The sequence below is a fragment of the Actinomadura sp. NPDC048021 genome (assembly GCF_040653135.1).
Lineage (GTDB): Bacteria > Actinomycetota > Actinomycetes > Streptosporangiales > Streptosporangiaceae > Spirillospora > Spirillospora verrucosospora.
The window spans coordinates 16,488-33,981 of the sequence record NZ_JBEZJQ010000017.1; the positions used below are offsets into that span (position 1 = coordinate 16,488).

Below are 17,494 nucleotides of genomic sequence, written 5' to 3' on the forward strand. Positions count from 1 at the left end.
GATGTGGACAAACCCGTATAAATAGGGAGCAGCTGTCGTGGCGAGCGTGCCAAGCGTGTCGTACTCCATCACCGTCCGGCTGGAGGTCCCCGCCGGCGGCAGGGCCGTCAGCCAGATCACCCACGTGGTCGAGAACGCGGGCGGCATCGTCACGGCCCTCGACGTCAACACCGCCGGCCACGAGACCCTCCGCATCGACGTCACGATCGCCACCCGCGACACCCAGCACGCCGAGGCGATCGCGGGCGCGCTGGAGCGGATCGAGTCCGTCAAGATCCACAAGGTCAGCGACCGGACGTTCCTGATGCACCTCGGCGGCAAGATCGAGATGCAGTCCAAGGTGCCGCTGCGCAACCGCGACGAGCTGTCGATGGCCTACACGCCGGGCGTCGCCCGCGTCTCCCTGGCCATCGCCCGCAACCCCGAGGACGTCCGCCGGCTGACGATCAAACGCAACAGCGTCGCCGTGGTGACCGACGGCTCGGCGGTGCTCGGCCTCGGCAACATCGGCCCGGAGGCCGCGCTGCCGGTCATGGAGGGCAAGGCGGCGCTGTTCAAGCGGTTTGCCGGGATCGACGCGTGGCCGATCTGCCTCGACACGCAGGACACCGACGAGATCGTCCGGACGGTGCAGATCCTCGCGCCCGCGTTCGGCGGCATCAACCTGGAGGACATCTCCGCGCCGCGCTGCTTCGAGGTCGAGGCCCGGCTGCGCGAGCTGCTCGACATCCCCGTCTTCCACGACGACCAGCACGGCACCGCGATCTGCGTGCTCGCCGCGCTGACCAACGCGCTGCGCGTCGTCGGCAAGGACATCGGCGCCGTGCGCATCGCGATGGCGGGCGCGGGCGCGGCCGGCACCGCCATCCTGAAGCTGCTGATGCACGCCGGCGCCCGCAACCTCGTCGTCTGCGACTACGCCGGCGCCGTGCACAAGGGCCGCGACGACCTGGACGACTCGCTGCGCTGGATCGCCGAGCACACCAACGAGGGCGGCTACTCCGGCGACCTGCGCGGCGCGGTGAAGGACGCCGACGTGTTCATCGGCGTGTCCGCCCCCGGCATCCTGAACGGCGACGACATCGCGACGATGAGCGACGACGCGATCGTGTTCGCGCTCGCCAACCCCGAGCCGGAGGTATCGCCGGACGAGGCGCGCGAGCACGCCGCCGTGGTCGCCACCGGGCGCAGCGACTACCCGAACCAGATCAACAACGTGCTGGCGTTCCCCGGTGTGTTCCGCGGCCTGCTGGACGCCCAGGCCAGCGGCGTCACCCTCGACATGCTCGCGGCCGCGGCCAAGGCCCTCGCCGAGGTCGTCACGCCCGACGAGCTCGGCCCGAACTACATCGTGCCGAGCGTCTTCCACCCGGACGTCAGCACCCGCGTGGCTGGCGCGGTCCGCGAGGCCGCGGGCGGCCGTCCCCGCACCGAGGCGTAGGCGCCGACGGAGGCGGGCCCGGAAGGCGGGCCCGCCGCCGCGCTCAGTCCGACTTCCTGCCCGCGAAGACCTGCTCGCGGCGGCGGGGCCACGTGCCGCCCCACCAGAAGATGATCGCGCCGGTCAGGATGACGGCGACGCCGGTCACGGCCCGCGCCCACAGCACGGTGTCGGGGCCGGTGTGGGGGAGCTTGCCGGGCGGCGTCTCGCGCGGCGCGGCGCCGCCCGCCTTCTTGCAGTTCGCCTTGACCGCGGTGCTCTCGATCTGCCGGTTCGCCCACCGGACGGTGATGCGGGTGCCGCGGTCCTCGCGCAGCTTCACCGCGACCGTCCGGGTGGTGCCCGGACCGATCTTGCCGGGGACGGCGGCGGTGTCGTCGTTCTTCTCGACGGAGAAGTCCTCGGTCTGCGTTCCGGTGTTGCGGACGCTGACGTTCACGGTGCGGTCCGGGCAGGAGACCGAGCCGATCGTGGCCGTCACCGGCCGCGCGGGAGCGGCGGTCGGCGTGTGCGAGGGGGTGCGGGACGGCGTGCGGGACGGGCTGTGCGTCGGAGTCCGGGTGGGCTTGCCCGAGGCCGACGGCGAGCCGCCGGACGGGCTCGGGCTCGTGGACTCCGTCGCCGAGGTCGGCGACGCGGAGCCGTCCGACCTGAACAGGGCCGGGATCGCGATCAGCGCCCCGATGACGATGAACACGGCGGCGATGACGACCCTGGGCAACTGCATCGCTGTCCTCCCGGCGCGCACCAAGCGGGTGGCCGATTGTCCTAGATCATTCTTAACCCAGGACCTTGTGGTGCCGATATCCCCATCGATAGGAATGCGTAACAGGCTAACGAGCGAGGAGGCGTGCCGCCGGAGGTCCGGGCAACGCATCATGGGACCCATGGAAGACGGGATCAGGGTCGGGCTCCTGCTGGTGGCCACCCCGCAGCTGGAGGATCCGAACTTTCGGCGCAGCGTCGTCCTGCTGGTCGAGCACGACGGCGACGGGGGAACCCTCGGTGTCGTCCTCAACCGGCCGACCGAGGTTCCGGTCGACCGCGTGCTGCCGCCGTGGGCGGAACTCGTCACCGGGCCCGCCGTGGTGTTCCAGGGCGGGCCGGTCGCGCTGGAGAACGCGCTCGCCCTGGCCCGGCTCCCCGGCGAGGACGAGCCGCTCGGATGGCGCGCCCTGGACGGCGGCGCCGAGGTCGCCCGGGTCGGGCTGGTCGACCTGGAGGCCCCGCCCGGCCTGCTCGCGGCGGAGCTCCTGCAGCTGCGCGTGTTCGCCGGATACGCGGGCTGGTCGCCCGGCCAGCTGCGCTCCGAGGTCGAGGACGGCTCGTGGTACCTGGTGCCCGCGGAGGCCGGGGACGTGTTCGCCGGCGACCCGGAGCGGCTGTGGCAGCACGTGCTGCGCAGGCAGGGCGGCGACCTGGCCTTCGTCTCCACTTTCCCCGAGGACCCGACGCTGAACTAAGGTGACTGGTGTGAGTACGCAGATCCTTCCCGACAGCGACACCCAGAGCGATGTCAAGCCGGACCTCTCCCACGGTGACGGCGACCACGAGCGGTTCGCCCACTACGTGAAGAAGGCCAAGATCACCGAGAGCGCGGTGACCGGCACGCCGGTGATCGCGCTGTGCGGCAAGGTCTGGGTGCCGAACCGGGATCCGAAGAAGTACCCCGTCTGCCCGGAGTGCAAGGAGATCTACGAGTCCATGCAACCGGGCGGGGGCAAGGGCGAGGAGTGACCGGCCGCTGAACGGCGGTCGAGGGCGCGCCGCCGGATAGGCGCGCGCGCGTGTGAGGTCCTGCGGTCATGTGCCGCAGGACCTCGGCCTTTCTTATCGCGGGACGGCCCGAAACGGACGTCCCTGAACAATCGGGGGATTGAATGCGGCGCTTGGCCGGGGTTTCACTGTGCGCACTGGCGGTCACGGTGTGTGCTGTTCCGGGTTCGGTGAGTGAGGGGGAGTGGGAACGGGCGCGGGTCGCTCCGGCCGCCCGCGGCGACGACTGCGTCCACCGCCACGCGGGCACGCCGGGCGGGACGGCCGCCGTGGGCGGGAGGGGCGCCTCGGGCGGAAGGGCGCGGTCGGCCCAGGCCCGCGACCGGGCCGATCTCGGCCACGACCAGGCCACCGCCATGCTCGCCGACCTCCGCCGCACGCTCCTCGACCGGTTCGGGACGTCCGACGAGGCCCTCCTCGACCCGGCCCTCCTCGGCGGGACGCGCCCCGACCCGGCCCGGCGCGCCACGGGGGCCCTGGTCGTCCCGGTGCGGTTCCACGTCGTCCACAGCGGGAGTTCGGGACGGCTGTCCACGGCGGCGGTCCAGCGGCAGATCGCCACGCTCAACGCGGCCTACGGCGGCCGTCTCGGCGGGGCCGACACCCACGTGCGGTTCCGGCTCGACTCCCTGGACCGCACCGACAACTCGGCCTGGTTCCGCAACCCGCAGCACTACGAGGGGCCGATGAAGCGGCGCCTCCGCAAGGGCGGGCGCGGGACGCTGAACCTCTACACGGCGGCCGTCGGCTCGGACGTACTGGGCTTCTCCACCTTCCCGCAGTGGTACCGGCGCGACCCGCGCCTCGACGGCGTCATCGTCGACTTCCGCAGCCTGCCGTACGGGTCGTACGCGCCGTTCAACCACGGGTACACGGCCGTCCACGAGATCGGGCACTGGCTGGGCCTGATGCACACGTTCGAGGGCGGGTGCGTGTCGCCGGGCGACGGGGTCACCGACACCCCGTACGAGGCGGAGCCGGCACAGGGCTGCCCGCAGGGCCGCGACTCGTGCCCGCAGCGGGGCCGCGATCCGATCCACAATTTCATGGACTACGCCCACGACGCCTGCATGCGGGGCTTCACCGCAGGTCAGGGCCGTCGCATCCGGGCGGCGTGGGCGGCGTACCGGTCCCGCAAGACCGGCGGCCACCGTGTGGATCTCGGCACAGCGGCGCCGGGAGCGGCACGATCTGTCGGTGCGGCTCGGTAGCCTTCAATGACCGTGAGCACCTTCGCCGCATCGAGCATGCCCCCCGCCTTCCCCGAGCGGGCCGCCTGGGGGACCGCGTCCTCCCTGCGCGCCTGGCAGCAGCAGGCGCTGGAGGCGTACTTCGGCGCGGACGGAACGGCGCCCGGCCCCCGCGACTTCCTCACCGTCGCGACGCCGGGCGCCGGCAAGACGACGTTCGCGCTCCGGCTCGCCCGCGAGCTGATGGAGCGCCGCGTCGTCTCGTCGCTCACGATCGTGTGCCCGACCGAGCACCTCAAGCGGCAGTGGGCCGAGTCGGCGGCCCGCGTCGGCATCAGGATCGACCCCGAGTACCAGAACGGGCAGGGCCCCGTCGGCAAGGACTTCCACGGCGTCGCCGTCACGTACGCGACCGTCGCCGCGCGCCCGGCGCTGCACCGCAACCGCACCGAGGCGCGCAAGTCGCTGGTCATCTTCGACGAGGTGCACCACGCGGGCGACGGCCTGTCGTGGGGCGACGCCGTCCGGGAGGCGTTCGAGCCGGCGACGCGGCGGCTCGCCCTGTCCGGCACGCCGTTCCGCACCGACATCAACCCGATCCCGTTCGTCCAGTACGAGGAGGGGCCTGACGGCGTCCGCCGCAGCCAGGCCGACTACACCTACGGCTACGGGCCCGCCCTCGCCGACGGCGTCGTCCGACCGGTGATCTTCCTGGCGTACGCGGGGGAGATGCGCTGGCGCACCCGCGCGGGCGACGAGATCACCGCGACCCTCGGCGAGCCGCTCACCCAGGACCAGACGTCCCAGGCGTGGCGGGCCGCGCTCGACCCCAAGGGCAACTGGATCACGCAGGTGCTGGCGGCGGCCGACCGCCGCCTCACCGAGCTGCGCCGCGTCATCCCCGACGCGGGCGGCCTGGTCATCGCCACCGACCACGAGGCCGCCCGCGCCTACGCCAAGATGCTGCGCGCGGTGACCGGCCAGGGCGCCACGATCGTGCTGTCGGACGACCCGACCGCGTCCAAGAAGATCAAGGCGTTCGGCGAGACCGACGACCGCTGGATGGTCGCGGTCCGCATGGTGTCCGAGGGCGTCGACATCCCGCGCCTGTGCGTCGGCGTCTACGCCACCTCCACCAGCACGCCGCTGTTCTTCGCGCAGGCCATCGGCCGCTTCGTCCGCGCCCGCAAGCGCGGCGAGACCGCGTCGGTGTTCCTGCCGTCGGTGCCGACGCTGATGGGCCACGCCTCCGAGATGGAGGAGGAGCGCGACCACGTCCTCGACCGCCCCGTCCGCGAGGACGGCCTCGACGACGATCTGCTCGCCGAGGCCAACCGCGAGAAGGACACGCCCGACGTCGGCGAGGAGCTGCCGTTCGAGACGGTGGAGGCGTCCGCGACGTTCGACCGCGTGCTCTACGACGGCGGCGAGTTCGGCATGAACGCCGAGCCGGGGTCGGCCGAGGAGGAGGAGTTCCTCGGCATCCCCGGCCTGCTGGAGCCCGACCAGGTGTCGGCGCTGCTGCGCAAGCGGCAGGCCGAGCAGATCGCCAACGAGCGCCGGCGCAAGACCGGCGACCCCCGCGCCGACCGCACCGCCGCCGAGGACATCGCGACCCTGCGCCGCGAGCTGAACGGCCTGGTCAACGCCTGGAACCACCGGACGGGCCAGCCGCAGGGAGTCATCCACAACGAGCTGCGCCGCTCCTGCGGCGGCCCGCCCGTCCCCCAGGCGAGCGCCGAGGAGATCCGCGAGCGCATCGCCAAGATCCGCGACTGGGCCGCCAAGCGCCGCCACTGACGCCTCACCGCCGCGCCTGAGCCCGCCGCAGAGCCTGCGGCCCCCCGCGTGCCCAGGCGATCCCGGAGGGCGCCCGCCACGCGCTGAGGGCCGTCGCAGGGGATGCCGCATCGCCCCTGCGACCCGGTAGGCCCACCGCCCGCCGATGCGTTCGGCCGTGACACCGACCGCGAGGCTTCTGGCGCCTTCGGGAAGACCCACAGCACCGGCGGCGACTCGACGTAGACCTTGAGGTGGCACCAGCCGCGAGCCCGCGTCGTGGCGGCGAGGACGTCGAGATGCCGCTCGGCCGCGGCATACCCGAACCGGACACGCCACCACGCAATCACCAGGCGACCGCGCATCAAGAACGCCTAGCTCTGGACGGCTGAACCACCAGGGAGGGGCGCGTCACTGACTCCTCACCGGGTGGCGGCCAGCACCGCGGCGAGACCTTCCCGCAGGTCCTTGATGAAGTACTCGGGAACCTCCAGCGACGGGAAGTGTCCGCCCTTCTCGGGCGAGTTCCAGCGGACGATCTGGCGGTACCGCTCCTTTGCCCAGGGGCGCGGACACTTCTCGACATCGCGCGGGTACATCGTGATGGCCGACGGCACGTCGACCCGGAGTTCGGGATCGAGTGAGTTGTGGCTCTCGTAGTAGATGCGGGCCGCCGACGCGCCGGTCCGCGTCAGCCAGTAGAGGGTGACGTCGTCGAGGATCCTGTCGCGGGAGATCGTCTCGAAGGGGCTGTCCTCGGTGTCCGACCATTCGGCGAACTTGTCGAGGATCCAGGCTAGGAGCCCGACCGGTGAGTCGACGAGCGAGTAGCCGATGGTCTGGGGGCGGGTCGCCTGCTGCTTCGCGTACGCCGCGCGGTGGAGCCAGAAATCGCGGGTGTCCTCGGTCCACTGGCGCTCGGCCGTCGTCAGCCCGTCCGTTGTCAGTCCGGGCGGCGCCTCCGCGAACAGGGTGTGGATGCCGAGGACGTGCTCCGGGAACCTGCCGCCGAGGACCGTGGTGATATTGCCTCCCCAGTCGCCGCCGTGGGCCAGGAACCTGCCGTAGCCGAGCCGTCCCATCAGTTCGACCCATGCGGCCGCGATCTTTTCCGTTCCCCACCCGGTGACGGCCGGCCTGTCGCTGTACCCGAAGCCCGGTAGCGACGGCGCCACGACGTGGAAGGCCGGTGCGTCCGCGTCTTTCGGATCCGCCAGCTCGTCCACGACGTCGACGAACTCGGCGATGCTGCCCGGCCAGCCGTGCGTGAGGATCAAAGGGGTGGCGTCCGCGCGCGCGGATCGGCGGTGCAGGAAGTGGACGCCCAGATCATCGATGGTGGTGCGGAACTGGCCGATGCGGTCAAGGCGCTCTTCGAACGACCGCCACCTGTACCCGGTGCGCCAGTAGTCCACGACATCGACGAGGTCGGCGAGGGGCACGCCCTGGTCCCACCGGCGAGGGCCGGGCGCGGTGCGACGGACCGTCTCGGCCTCCGGCAGCCGCGCCGCGGCCAGCCGCGCGCGCAGATCGTCGAGGTCGGCGTCGGTCGCGCGGGCTTCGAAAGCTCGAACGTCGCTGGTCGGGTGCGGCATGAGACCTCCTGGCCATAGCGGAACCGGCTAAGACGGTTCTAGCAGCGCCTCCTCCCGCGTGCAACCGGCTAAGGTGGTTCCATGCGCGCTGGGTTCCCCGACTTCCGCCTCGGCAACGTGCTGGCGACGAGCTTCACGGCGACCCTGACGGAGCGTTGTGGTGACCCTGTGGAGCGCATCCCCGTGCCGCAGCGACTCGTCGACTGGCTGGCGGTGAACGGCCTCGCCGTGGACTCCTGTACCCCCGCCCAGCTCGACCTCGCCCGGGAGTTGAGGGAGTCGATTCACCTCGCCGCGACGGCGGCCGCGATCCAGGACGCTCTCCCCGCGTCCGCCGTCCAGGTCATCAATGACCGCAGCGTGGAGGGGCGGGCTGCCGCGATCCTGACGTCAGAGGGCACGCGGCGATGGCGGCTCGGCTCGGCCTCCCGCGTGGAGGACGCCCTGAGCGTGATCGCCGCCGATGCGGTCAGCATCCTCGCAGGTGAACGAGACGGGAAGCTGGCCCTGTGCGCATCACCGACCTGCCGGGCCGCCTTCTTCGACACCAGCCAGAGCCGCACCCGCAGGTGGTGCGAGATGAACACGTGCGGCAACCGCCAGAAGAAGGCGCGCTTCAAGGCCAGGCAGCGCGAATACCCCGGATCAGCGGAGTGACGCCAGGTTCAGGGACGTGAGGATGCGGGTGGACGGCTTCTTCGGGGCCGTCAGGGAAGCAGCAACGAGGGCCCGGCTGAGCCGGGCCCTCGTTGATGATGCGAAGAGGCGCGAGCCTCCTCACACGAGGCCGCCCTGTCAGGCGACCCGGTTGCTCCTGGAACGGGAACGAATGAGGCGGACCTCGATCCAGATGGTGAACGCGCCGCCCGCGATGGCGCCGAGTGCCACGCAGCCGGCGCCGATGGCCACGCCGAGGCTCAGGGGGACGGACCCCCCGATGACGAAGCCGAGGATGATCCCGACCAGGGCGCCGAAGACGCCGCCGATCAAGGGCCAGACGGCGAGGCCCGCGGCGTTCCTGACACGGAGTTCGAAGTTGGCGAAGTCTCCGGTGATCATGAGAACCCTCCGGTTGTGAGTCGCACCTCTCGTGAGGTGAGGTGCCTACCGCGCACCGTCCGTGACGGGGCGCCTCGCGCAATCCGGTGCGGCCGGTCCGTTGATCATGAAATGGAGCGGCGGCCGGAGGTCACCCGGCACCCTGTCGTCGACCGCGACGCCGTCTTCGACGAGCGGCGGCCCTTCCGGCATTGCCGTCTCCTCATGAGTTCCGGCGGGGGCCGCGAGAGGTCAGCGGGGGGCCGGGCCCAGGGCGAGGGACTTGAGGATGTGGGTGACCGTTTCCTCCGGGGTGCCCGTGATGGGGGCGGTGACGATGTTCTCGTCGGGGCCCGGGGGTTCGAGGTCGGCGAACTGCGAGTCGAGGAGCTCGGCCTTGAAGAAGTGGCCCTTGCGGGAGCGCATGCGGGCGGCGATCGTGTCGCGGTCGCCGTCCAGGAGGACCAGGCGGACGCCCGCGTGGCCGTCGAGCAGCATGTCGCGGTACCTGCGTTTCAGAGCGGAGCAGGTGACGACGCCGGGGCGGCCGGTGGCGACGCGGTCGGCGATCCACGCGGCGATGGCGCGCAGCCAGGGGAGGCGGTCCTCGTCGGTGAGGGGACGGCCCGCGCGCATCTTGGCGACGTTGGCCTCGGAGTGGAACGCGTCGGCCTCGGCGTACTCCCAGCCGAGGCGTTCGGCGAGGAGCGTGCCGATGGTGGTCTTGCCGCTGCCGGACACGCCGGCGACCAGGATGACCGTGGGCCCGGCCGCGTTCGGGGGAGGAGGCGGGGGCATGGTCAGGCGGTGACCACCGGGGCGCCGGACAGGACGATGCCCTCCTGGCCGAGCTCGTCCAGCGCCTTGTCGACGGTGGTCTTGCTCACACCGGCCGTCAGGTCCAGCAGGACGGTGGTGCGCAGGCCCGCGCGGACGGCGTCCACGGCGGTCGCCCGGACGCAGTGGTCGGTGGCGATGCCGACGACGTCGACGGCGTCGACGCCGCGGGCGGCGAGCCAGTCGGCGAGCGGGGTCTCGTCGTCGGAGAACCCCTCGAACCCGCTGTAGGCGGCGGTCTCGCGGCCCTTGCTGAACACGGCCTCGATGGGGGCGAGGGCGAGGTTGGGGTGGAAGTCGGCGCCGGGGGTGCCGATCACGCAGTGCGGCGGCCAGGTGTCGGCGAAGTCCGGTTCGGCGGAGAAGTGGCCGCCCGGGTCGAGGTGGAAGTCGCGGGTCGCCACGATGTGCGCGTACTCGGACCGGTGCGCGGCCACGTACTCGGAGATCGCGGTCGCCACGGCGGCGCCCCCGCCGACCGCGAGCGACCCGCCCTCGCAGAAGTCGTTCTGCACGTCCACGATGATCAGAGCCTTCTTGCCCATGACCGCTGCTCCCTCTACCGGTTGCCCCACCGGCTCTGCACCGACCGTACCCCAGGCTCGTTCCCCCACGCCGGACGGCTCAACGGCGTGGCCCGCCGTTGACGAACTCGGTCGGGACGGCGGGCTCTCCCCGGGAGAGCCGGCGCGCCGTGGGGGGCAGTTCGGCGACCGAGCGGGCGTGGCGCTCCCTGGCGTCGCGGAGCGCCTCGCGGCCGACGACCTCGCCGTCCCGCACCAGCGGCACCTGGAGGACGCGGTCGTGGGGGCCGGGCGTCGGCTCGGTGGTGAACACGGTCTCGGCGTAGGCGACGCCGTGCCCGTCGACGCGGCGGACGGCGGTCTTGCGCCCGCCACGGCTCGGCTTGCCCGTCGAGCGCTTGGCGACCGGGCGCATGGGCGCGTCCTCCCGCGGGCCGTCCGCCCGCGCGACGAGCTTGTAGACGAGCGACGCCGTGGGGGCGCCGGAACCGGTCACCAGGGACGTCCCCACGCCGTACCCGTCCACGGGCGCCGCGCCGAGCGCCGCGATGCCGTACTCGTCGAGGTCGCCGGTCACCACGATGCGCGTGCCGTGCGCGCCGAGGGAGTCGAGCTGCTCGCGGACGCGCCGCGCCACCACGCCGAGGTCGCCGCTGTCGATCCGGACGGCGCCGAGGTCCGGCCCCGCGAGCTCCACCGCCGTCCGGACGGCCCGCTCGACGTCGTAGGTGTCGACGAGCAGCGTCGTGCCGTCGCCCAGGGCCGCGAGCTGCGCCTCGAACGCGTGCCGCTCGCTGTCGTGCAGGAGGGTGAAGGAGTGCGCGCTCGTCCCGGCGGTCGGGACGCCGTAGAGCCGTCCCGCCTCCAGGTTGGAGGTGGTGGTGAACCCGGCGATGTAGGCGGCGCGGGCGGCGGCCACGGCGGCGCGCTCGTGGGTCCGCCGCGACCCCATCTCGATGATCGGGCGGTCCTGCGCGGCCTGCACCATCCGGGACGCGGCGGACGCGATCGCGCAGTCGTGGTTGAGGATCGACAGGGCGAGGGTCTCCAGCAGGACGGCCTCCCCGAACGTCCCCTCGACCATCAGGATCGGCGAGTCGGGGAAGTAGCACTCGCCCTCGGCGTAGCCCCAGACGTTCCCGGTGAAGCGGTACTTCTCCAGCCAGCGCAGCGTGGGCTCGTCCACGATGCGGTTCTCGCTGAGGAACTCCAGTTCGGAGTCGCCGAACCGGAACGCCTCGATGGCGTCCAGGAGCCGCCCGGTGCCCGCGACGACCCCGTACCGGCGGCCGGCGGGAAGGCTCCGCGCGAACACCTCGAAGACCGCGCGGCGGCCGTCCGTCCCGCTGCGCAGGGCGGCCTGCAGCATGGTCAGCTCGTACTGGTCGGTCAGCAGGGCCGTGCCGTCACCAAGGTCCACAAGTGGAACTTTAGGGCCGAGTGCGGGCACCATGGTGACGCGGGCCGTCACACGCGGCGGGGGCGAGGCGCATAGCATCGGATGCGGCGGGCGGCCGCGTCCTCCAGGGCGGGACCCCGCGCGAGAGAGAGGAGGAGGCCCGGCCAATGAGCGCCATGAGCACGGCGCCCGCACCGGTGGAGCTGGAGCGGCCGGACGCGGCGGAGGACGTGAGCGCCGACCGGCCCTGGCTGGCGATCGTCTGGAACGACCCGATCAATCTGATGTCGTACGTCACGTACGTGTTCCAGGCCGTCTTCGGCTACCCCAAGTCCAAGGCCGAGAAGCTGATGCTCGACGTGCACCACAAGGGCCGCGCCGTGGTGGCCAACGGCACCCGCGAGGAGATGGAGCGGGACGTGGAGATCCTGCACTCCTACGGCCTGTGGGCGACCGTGAAACGGGACGACTGAGCCGATGAGCCATGTGAAGAAGAGACGCGACGGCTTCCGGGTGCGGCTGGAGCCGGAGGAGACGGCGCTGCTGCGCGCCCTCATGGAGCAGATGCTCGCCCTCCTCGGGGAGGAGTCCGGCGAGGGAGGCGAGCTGGCGTCCCTCGGCATCGCCGAGAACGCCACGAAGTCGGACGACCCGGTCCTCGCGCGGCTGTTCCCGGACGCCTACCGCGACGACGGCGAGGCCGCCGGGGAGTTCCGCCGCTACACCGAGATGGGCCTGCGCGACGGCAAGCGCGAGGCGGCCCGGGCGGTCCTCGGGGCGCTGGGCGAGGGCGGTACCGACACGGTCCTCGACGAGAAGCGGATGCAGGAGTGGCTGCGGGCGCTGAACGACGTGCGGCTGGCGCTCGGCACCCGGCTCGACATCACCGACGACTGGTACGAGGAGGCGGGCGGCATAGACCCGCGCGACCCGCGCGCCCCCATGTTCGCCGCCTACGACTGGCTGACGATGCTGCAGGACGGTCTCGTCCGCGCCCTGGAGTAGGCGCCGCCTAAGCTTGCGGCCATGCTGACGATTGAACGGGCCCTGGTCGACCAGATCATCGCGCACGCGCGCGCGGACCACCCCGACGAGGCGTGCGGCATCATCGCGGGCCCGGTCGGCTCCGACCGGCCCGTCCGGTTCGTCGCGATGGTCAACGCCGAGCGCTCCCCGACGTTCTACCGGTTCGACTCCCAGGAGCAGCTGAAGGTGTGGCGGGAGATGGACGACCGGGACGAGGAGCCCGTCGTGATCTACCACTCCCACACCGCGACCGAGGCCTACCCCTCCCGCACCGACATCTCCTACGCGTCCGAGCCGAACGCGCACTACGTCCTCGTCTCGACCCGCGAGGAGGGCGAGACGGAGTTCCGCTCGTTCCGCATCGTGGACGGCGAGGTCACCGAGGAGGAGGTCGCCGTCGTCGAGGGATCCTGACGGCGGGACACGCGGCGCCGGAGGGGCGGAGGCGGGCGGGATCGGCGGCCTCGCGGCCGGTAAACTGGTCGACATGTGGACGAGCGGGCATGGGACGGGCGGCGCCGGGCGCCGCGCCGGGGCCCCAGCGGTGCCGCCCGTGCAGAGCTTCCTGTTCGGGCACTCGCGCGCCGAGGTCGTCTACGACTGTCGCTGACGCGCTGATCACGCCTGGAATCATCCCGTCGCCCGCCCGGTTCCACCACCAGGGGCGGGCAGTCCCGTACGACGTTTAAGGAGATCATCGCGATGGCGATCGAGGTCCGGATCCCGACGATCCTGCGCAACCTCACCGACGGCGCCAAGGCCGTCGAGGGCAAGGGCGGCACGCTCGACGAGCTGTTCGCCGACCTGGACACCCGGCACGCCGGCCTGCGCGACCGGCTCGTGGACGACAAGGGCCTGCGCAAGTTCGTCAACGTCTACCTGAACGACGAGGACGTGCGCTTCCTCGGCGGGCTGGAGACGGAGGTCGCCGACGGCGACAGCGTCACGATCCTGCCGGCCGTCGCCGGCGGCTGAGCCGGTCGGGACGAGCGCCACATGCGATTCGACTCACTGCTGGACTCGCTCGGCGGCACCCCGCTGGTCGGGCTGCCGCGGCTGTCGCCGAGCGAGGACGTGCGGCTCTGGGCCAAGCTGGAGGACCGCAACCCCACCGGATCGGTGAAGGACCGGCCCGCCTTCCACATGATCGAGAAGGCGGAGAAGGAGGGGCTGCTGACGCCCGGCTGCACGATCCTGGAGCCGACGTCCGGCAACACGGGCATCTCGCTGGCCATGGTCGCCAAGCTGCGCGGCTACTCGATGGTGTGCGTGATGCCGGAGAACACCTCGGCCGAGCGCCGCCAGCTCCTGGAGATGTGGGGCGCGCGGATCATCTCCTCCCCGGCGGCGGGCGGCTCGAACGAGGCCGTGCGGGTGGCCAAGGTCCTGGCGAGGGAGAACCCCGACTGGGTGATGCTGTACCAGTACGGCAACGAGGCCAACGCGCTCGCGCACTACGAGACGACCGGCCCGGAGATCCTCGCCGACCTGCCGTCGGTGACGCACTTCGTCGCCGGGCTGGGCACGACGGGGACGCTGATGGGCGTCGGCCGGTTCCTGCGCGAGCGGGTGCCGGACATCAAGATCGTCGCAGCGGAGCCGCGGTACGGGGAGCTGGTGTACGGGCTGCGCAACATCGACGAGGGCTTCATCCCCGAGCTGTACGACGACTCCGTGCTGACGACCCGGTTCTCGGTCGGGTCGCTGGACGCGCTGCGCCGTACCCGCGAGCTGCTGGAGCAGGAGGGCATCTTCGCGGGGATCTCGACCGGCGGGGCGCTGCACGCGGCGATCGGGATGGCGAACAAGGCGGTGAAGGCCGGGGAGCGCGCCGACATCGTGTTCGTCGTCGCCGACGGCGGCTGGAAGTACCTGTCGACCGGCGCGTACGGCGGCACCCTGGAGGAGGCCGAGGCCCGGCTCGAAGGCCAGCTCTGGGCCTGACGGGCCGCGGCCGCCACTTGCGGGCCGGGTAACGCGAGGTCGCCGAACCGGACGAGCCCTCTCCAGGCACGATGTGCGACCACACCCGCCCCGCCTGCCCCCTGGATCCACCGGAGCGAGCCCTGCCAGGGGTTGTCGGCAACGGCTCAATCAACGATGATGGACAGAAGGGGCATGACCTCCCCCAAAGATCATGAAGTCCCTGCAAGCTTCGTGATTCCGGACGGTCGCGCCCTCACATCGGCATTCATCCCCCCAGAGCCGGACACCGAGGCCTGAACTTCGAGAACGCGGGCCCCTGCCGTCCAGCGGTCGGTAGATGAATGACCAGCGGACCGCCCAAGCGGAGGAGGTGGCGGCGTGACCCACCGCGACGCACTGGCCTTCCTGGTCAACAGCTTAATTGGGTAACCGCAGGCTTCCTGTAACGAGATCATCGCCTGGATCGCAGGTGCGTTGCACCGTGCGGTCAGTCGAATGCGCCTCGACTCCTGGGTTTCGACGTTCGGAATCGGAAACATCACGATCGTTTTTGTGTCACATTCTTTCGAGGGGCCATCATGCATTCCGCCCTCGCAGCAATCGCCCAGCGATTCCCTTCACAGCCCAGCCCCTACGGACCCGATGCCGAGCGGGAGGTGCGCGGCTTCGCGCGCCGTCACGGCCTTCTGAGCACGCCGGCGGCGATGCGCCATTACGATCGGTCGAACTTCGGCGATCTCGCCGCCCGCGTCTATCCGCACTCGAGTCGCACCACGCTCACACTGCTGGCCGAATGGCTCCTCACCTGGGCGATCTTCGACGATCAGCTGGAACAACTGCCCCTGGAGAACCCGGCCGCCTTCGAAAACGCCAGTGCGGCGCTGCTCTCGACACTGTCGACGGATTCGGCCGCCGCGACGCAGGCGGTTGCTCATTTGCAGCCGTTCGGCGCCGCATTCCTTGAAGTCTGGCACCAGATGGCCGCTGCGCGGTCCATCGACTGGCGGCGGCGGTACGTGTCCACGGTGGCCGACTACCTGGACGGCTGCCGTTGGGAGGCGGCCATGCGTCAGGCCGAGAGGCCGCCCGACGTCGCGACCTTCATCGAACGCCGTAGGGCGTACGGCGGAATCAAGGAGGCGATGGCGCTGGTGGAGGTGAGCCGAGACTTCGAACTGCCGGTCACGCTTCACGAAGACCCCTACGTGGTCCGACTGATGGATGCACTGGGTGACATCGCTCTTTGGGGAAACGACGTCTTCTCCTTCGAGGTGGACGTGCAGGAACGCACGCCGAACCTCATCGTCGTCCTCCATGCCGAGCGCGGCGGCACAATGGACGCCTGCCGGAACGAGGTTATCGACATGGTTGCCGCGCGGGTGGCCGACTTCGAAAGATACCGTTCCAGCCTCGACCAGTGGCGAACTCACCGCGGCATCTCCGATGAGAAGGCCCTTGATCTTCGCAAATTCATCCAGGGAATGCATGACTGGATCAGCGGAAGCTTCGCCTGGTCCACCGACAACGAACGCTATGCACAGGCACGCTTTGGCGCGGACAGCATTCAACCGAATGCGCTCGCGAGCCTTGGCCTGAAACGGCAGGACGCAGGCGCCCAGGTCGCTGCGGAGCAATCATGAACGCCGTGGCCGCACTGCCGGGAAAGCTGCGCCAGCTCGCCAACCTCGCCTCCTTCGTTCGAGATCCTCTGGCATATCTTTCCCGTGAGTCGGCCGGCGCTCCGGTCAGCCGGATCAACCTGCCCGGGTCCTCGGTGTTCGTGGTCAACGATGTGGAACTGATCCGCCGCATACTGATCCGTGATGTCGCGCATTTCGACAAGGGCGCCCAATATGACAGGCTCCGACCGTTGCTGGGCGATGCCGTCTCCCTCGCCAGAGGCCCGGCGCACAGAGATCGTCGCCGTCTGCTTCAGCCCGTCTTCCATCACGACCGGGTGGACTCGTACACCACTTTGATGCGAGCGGCGACGTTGGAAGCCATCGATGGCTGGAAAGACGGCGAGATCGTCGCCGTCGATGATGCCATGCGCAGCATCTCCCTGAACGTCGCCGCACGAACCCTCTGTTCGACAGTTCCAGGAGAACGGACCACCCTGACGGTTCAGCAGGATCTGCCACGGATTCTCAACGGCCTGACGTGGCGAGCCTTGAACCCGTTTCCCGTACTGGAGCGAATACCGCTTCCCGCGAACCAGGAGTTCGGTCGTGCGACCCGTCGGCTGCGCACGGGCATCGCCGAACTGGTGGCGAAGCGCTCGCGCCAGGATCGATCTGGCGACGACCTGATCCACCTTCTCATTCGCGCCTACGGCGACGATGCGGAGGCACAGGCGCGGGTCTGTGACGATGCGATCAATCTACTGCTCGCCGGCACCGAGACCACCGGCAACGCTCTGTGCTGGGTCTGGCACCTGCTCGCCGGGCACCCGCAGGTCGAAGCCAGGGTCCACCTCGCGGCCACCGAAGGAGACGGCGAGTACCTCGGGTGGGTGATCAAGGAGGCGCTGAGAATCTACCCACCGGCGTGGCTCATTCCGCGTCGCGTCGTGAAGGCTCTCAACCTGGGGCCTTGTGAACTTCCCGTCGGATCCCTCGTGTTCTTCAGCCCGTACCTGCTTCATCGTTCTCCGGAGATCTATGAATCAGCTGATGCTTTCCGTCCTGAACGGTGGGAGCCCGGGGCGTCTCCGGCGCCCTCTCCGCACGCGTTTCTCACGTTCGGCGCAGGACCGCACAACTGTATCGGCGCCAGATTCGCCACTACCGAAATGGTCGCGGTCGTCCAGACGATCGCTGAACGCTATCGCCTTCTCCCGGCGGGCGAGACGGCGGTGCGTCCTTCGGCGACCCTTGTGCCCACCAGGCTTCACATGAGGGTGGAGCGTCGACATGCGCAGGGGCGACAGAACGAAACAGGGCCCTGCGGAAACTGAACGCCGA

General features: G+C 70.7%; 20 protein-coding genes. 14 read left to right on the top strand and 6 right to left on the bottom strand.

Annotated elements, in window-relative coordinates:
- Positions 1 to 37: 37 nt before the first annotated feature.
- Positions 38 to 1,441, top strand: coding sequence for an NAD-dependent malic enzyme (locus AB0C87_RS26355; protein WP_345184151.1), 1,404 nt, complete (start codon positions 38 to 40; stop codon positions 1,439 to 1,441).
- 43 nt (positions 1,442 to 1,484) lie between these two features.
- On the opposite strand, the gene AB0C87_RS26360 is transcribed toward AB0C87_RS26355, so the two are convergent.
- Entirely contained in the window at positions 1,485 to 2,168 is a 684-nt protein-coding gene (locus tag AB0C87_RS26360; protein ID WP_345184153.1) for a hypothetical protein, read from the bottom strand.
- A 160-nt stretch (positions 2,169 to 2,328) separates the two neighbouring features.
- On the opposite strand from AB0C87_RS26360, the gene AB0C87_RS26365 reads away from it, so the two are divergent.
- The 4 genes from AB0C87_RS26365 to AB0C87_RS26380 all read left to right on the top strand — a co-directional run bounded on the left by AB0C87_RS26365 (position 2,329) and on the right by AB0C87_RS26380 (position 6,207).
- Positions 2,329 to 2,904, top strand: a complete 576-nt coding sequence (locus AB0C87_RS26365) for a YqgE/AlgH family protein (protein ID WP_345184155.1) — start codon at positions 2,329 to 2,331, stop codon at positions 2,902 to 2,904.
- Between the two features lie 10 nt (positions 2,905 to 2,914).
- The gene (locus AB0C87_RS26370; protein ID WP_185027553.1) at positions 2,915 to 3,178 is read left to right on the top strand and encodes a DUF3039 domain-containing protein; all 264 of its coding nucleotides are present in this window, start codon (positions 2,915 to 2,917) and stop codon (positions 3,176 to 3,178) included.
- Positions 3,179 to 3,387: 209 nt separating this feature from the next.
- On the top strand, positions 3,388 to 4,428 hold the full coding sequence (locus AB0C87_RS26375; protein ID WP_345184158.1) for a zinc metalloprotease: 1,041 nt from the start codon (positions 3,388 to 3,390) through the stop codon (positions 4,426 to 4,428).
- A gap of 36 nt (positions 4,429 to 4,464) precedes the next feature.
- Complete coding sequence (locus tag AB0C87_RS26380; protein WP_345184258.1) at positions 4,465 to 6,207, top strand: DEAD/DEAH box helicase; 1,743 nt, start codon at positions 4,465 to 4,467, stop codon at positions 6,205 to 6,207.
- A gap of 401 nt (positions 6,208 to 6,608) precedes the next feature.
- Here AB0C87_RS26380 and AB0C87_RS26385 read toward each other — a convergent pair whose 3' ends face one another.
- The gene (locus AB0C87_RS26385; protein ID WP_360580037.1) at positions 6,609 to 7,781 is read right to left on the bottom strand and encodes an epoxide hydrolase family protein; all 1,173 of its coding nucleotides are present in this window, start codon (positions 7,779 to 7,781) and stop codon (positions 6,609 to 6,611) included.
- Between the two features lie 81 nt (positions 7,782 to 7,862).
- Here AB0C87_RS26385 and AB0C87_RS26390 point away from each other — a divergent pair, with 81 nt between their 5' ends.
- On the top strand, positions 7,863 to 8,438 hold the full coding sequence (locus AB0C87_RS26390; protein WP_360580039.1) for a CGNR zinc finger domain-containing protein: 576 nt from the start codon (positions 7,863 to 7,865) through the stop codon (positions 8,436 to 8,438).
- A gap of 138 nt (positions 8,439 to 8,576) precedes the next feature.
- On the opposite strand, the gene AB0C87_RS26395 is transcribed toward AB0C87_RS26390, so the two are convergent.
- From AB0C87_RS26395 to AB0C87_RS26410, 4 genes are all read right to left on the bottom strand, one after another.
- Positions 8,577 to 8,840 carry a hypothetical protein gene (locus tag AB0C87_RS26395; protein ID WP_353834679.1) on the bottom strand — a complete coding sequence of 88 codons (264 nt, stop codon included), beginning with the start codon at positions 8,838 to 8,840 and terminating at the stop codon, positions 8,577 to 8,579.
- 231 nt (positions 8,841 to 9,071) lie between these two features.
- Complete coding sequence (locus AB0C87_RS26400) at positions 9,072 to 9,617, bottom strand: gluconokinase (protein WP_360580041.1); 546 nt, start codon at positions 9,615 to 9,617, stop codon at positions 9,072 to 9,074.
- 2 nt (positions 9,618 to 9,619) lie between these two features.
- Positions 9,620 to 10,201 (bottom strand): nicotinamidase, encoded by a 582-nt coding sequence (locus tag AB0C87_RS26405; RefSeq protein WP_345184166.1) that lies wholly within the window; start codon positions 10,199 to 10,201, stop codon positions 9,620 to 9,622.
- A gap of 79 nt (positions 10,202 to 10,280) precedes the next feature.
- A complete protein-coding gene (locus AB0C87_RS26410) occupies positions 10,281 to 11,633 on the bottom strand; it encodes a nicotinate phosphoribosyltransferase (RefSeq protein WP_345184260.1) in 1,353 nt (450 codons plus the stop codon).
- A 122-nt stretch (positions 11,634 to 11,755) separates the two neighbouring features.
- Here AB0C87_RS26410 and clpS point away from each other — a divergent pair, with 122 nt between their 5' ends.
- The 8 genes from clpS (at position 11,756) to AB0C87_RS26450 (ending at position 17,487) form a co-directional block, all read left to right on the top strand.
- Positions 11,756 to 12,052: an ATP-dependent Clp protease adapter ClpS gene (clpS, locus tag AB0C87_RS26415; RefSeq protein ID WP_345184262.1), complete on the top strand. Its 297-nt coding sequence runs from the start codon at positions 11,756 to 11,758 to the stop codon at positions 12,050 to 12,052.
- A 4-nt stretch (positions 12,053 to 12,056) separates the two neighbouring features.
- Positions 12,057 to 12,584: a DUF2017 domain-containing protein gene (locus tag AB0C87_RS26420; RefSeq protein ID WP_345184168.1), complete on the top strand. Its 528-nt coding sequence runs from the start codon at positions 12,057 to 12,059 to the stop codon at positions 12,582 to 12,584.
- A 21-nt stretch (positions 12,585 to 12,605) separates the two neighbouring features.
- A complete protein-coding gene (locus tag AB0C87_RS26425) occupies positions 12,606 to 13,019 on the top strand; it encodes a M67 family metallopeptidase (RefSeq protein WP_345184170.1) in 414 nt (137 codons plus the stop codon).
- Positions 13,020 to 13,092: 73 nt separating this feature from the next.
- Positions 13,093 to 13,215 (top strand): hypothetical protein, encoded by a 123-nt coding sequence (locus AB0C87_RS26430; protein ID WP_281258271.1) that lies wholly within the window; start codon positions 13,093 to 13,095, stop codon positions 13,213 to 13,215.
- 92 nt (positions 13,216 to 13,307) lie between these two features.
- On the top strand, positions 13,308 to 13,580 hold the full coding sequence (locus AB0C87_RS26435) for a MoaD/ThiS family protein (protein WP_345184173.1): 273 nt from the start codon (positions 13,308 to 13,310) through the stop codon (positions 13,578 to 13,580).
- 21 nt (positions 13,581 to 13,601) lie between these two features.
- Positions 13,602 to 14,549, top strand: a complete 948-nt coding sequence (locus AB0C87_RS26440; RefSeq protein ID WP_360580043.1) for a cysteine synthase — start codon at positions 13,602 to 13,604, stop codon at positions 14,547 to 14,549.
- A 560-nt stretch (positions 14,550 to 15,109) separates the two neighbouring features.
- The gene (locus AB0C87_RS26445) at positions 15,110 to 16,171 is read left to right on the top strand and encodes a hypothetical protein (protein WP_360580045.1); all 1,062 of its coding nucleotides are present in this window, start codon (positions 15,110 to 15,112) and stop codon (positions 16,169 to 16,171) included.
- Positions 16,168 to 17,487: a cytochrome P450 gene (locus AB0C87_RS26450; RefSeq protein ID WP_360580047.1), complete on the top strand. Its 1,320-nt coding sequence runs from the start codon at positions 16,168 to 16,170 to the stop codon at positions 17,485 to 17,487. Before AB0C87_RS26445 ends, AB0C87_RS26450 begins: the two co-directional genes overlap by 4 nt.
- Positions 17,488 to 17,494: the final 7 nt, after the last annotated feature.

What these genes read in the sequence shown, in the direction of transcription:
- AB0C87_RS26360 (WP_345184153.1), bottom strand. Translation starts at nt 2,168, where the DNA reads ATGCAGTTGCCCAGGGTCGTCATCGCCGCCGTGTTCATCGTCATCGGG.
- AB0C87_RS26365 (WP_345184155.1), top strand. Translation starts at nt 2,329, where the DNA reads ATGGAAGACGGGATCAGGGTCGGGCTCCTGCTGGTGGCCACCCCGCAG.
- AB0C87_RS26380 (WP_345184258.1), top strand. Translation starts at nt 4,465, where the DNA reads ATGCCCCCCGCCTTCCCCGAGCGGGCCGCCTGGGGGACCGCGTCCTCC.
- AB0C87_RS26385 (WP_360580037.1), bottom strand. Translation starts at nt 7,781, where the DNA reads ATGCCGCACCCGACCAGCGACGTTCGAGCTTTCGAAGCCCGCGCGACC.
- AB0C87_RS26390 (WP_360580039.1), top strand. Translation starts at nt 7,863, where the DNA reads ATGCGCGCTGGGTTCCCCGACTTCCGCCTCGGCAACGTGCTGGCGACG.
- AB0C87_RS26395 (WP_353834679.1), bottom strand. Translation starts at nt 8,840, where the DNA reads ATGATCACCGGAGACTTCGCCAACTTCGAACTCCGTGTCAGGAACGCC.
- AB0C87_RS26400 (WP_360580041.1), bottom strand. Translation starts at nt 9,617, where the DNA reads ATGCCCCCGCCTCCTCCCCCGAACGCGGCCGGGCCCACGGTCATCCTG.
- AB0C87_RS26405 (WP_345184166.1), bottom strand. Translation starts at nt 10,201, where the DNA reads ATGGGCAAGAAGGCTCTGATCATCGTGGACGTGCAGAACGACTTCTGC.
- AB0C87_RS26410 (WP_345184260.1), bottom strand. Translation starts at nt 11,633, where the DNA reads ATGGTGCCCGCACTCGGCCCTAAAGTTCCACTTGTGGACCTTGGTGAC.
- clpS (WP_345184262.1), top strand. Translation starts at nt 11,756, where the DNA reads ATGAGCACGGCGCCCGCACCGGTGGAGCTGGAGCGGCCGGACGCGGCG.
- AB0C87_RS26420 (WP_345184168.1), top strand. Translation starts at nt 12,057, where the DNA reads ATGAGCCATGTGAAGAAGAGACGCGACGGCTTCCGGGTGCGGCTGGAG.
- AB0C87_RS26425 (WP_345184170.1), top strand. Translation starts at nt 12,606, where the DNA reads ATGCTGACGATTGAACGGGCCCTGGTCGACCAGATCATCGCGCACGCG.
- AB0C87_RS26430 (WP_281258271.1), top strand. Translation starts at nt 13,093, where the DNA reads ATGTGGACGAGCGGGCATGGGACGGGCGGCGCCGGGCGCCGCGCCGGG.
- AB0C87_RS26435 (WP_345184173.1), top strand. Translation starts at nt 13,308, where the DNA reads ATGGCGATCGAGGTCCGGATCCCGACGATCCTGCGCAACCTCACCGAC.
- AB0C87_RS26440 (WP_360580043.1), top strand. Translation starts at nt 13,602, where the DNA reads ATGCGATTCGACTCACTGCTGGACTCGCTCGGCGGCACCCCGCTGGTC.
- AB0C87_RS26445 (WP_360580045.1), top strand. Translation starts at nt 15,110, where the DNA reads ATGCATTCCGCCCTCGCAGCAATCGCCCAGCGATTCCCTTCACAGCCC.
- AB0C87_RS26450 (WP_360580047.1), top strand. Translation starts at nt 16,168, where the DNA reads ATGAACGCCGTGGCCGCACTGCCGGGAAAGCTGCGCCAGCTCGCCAAC.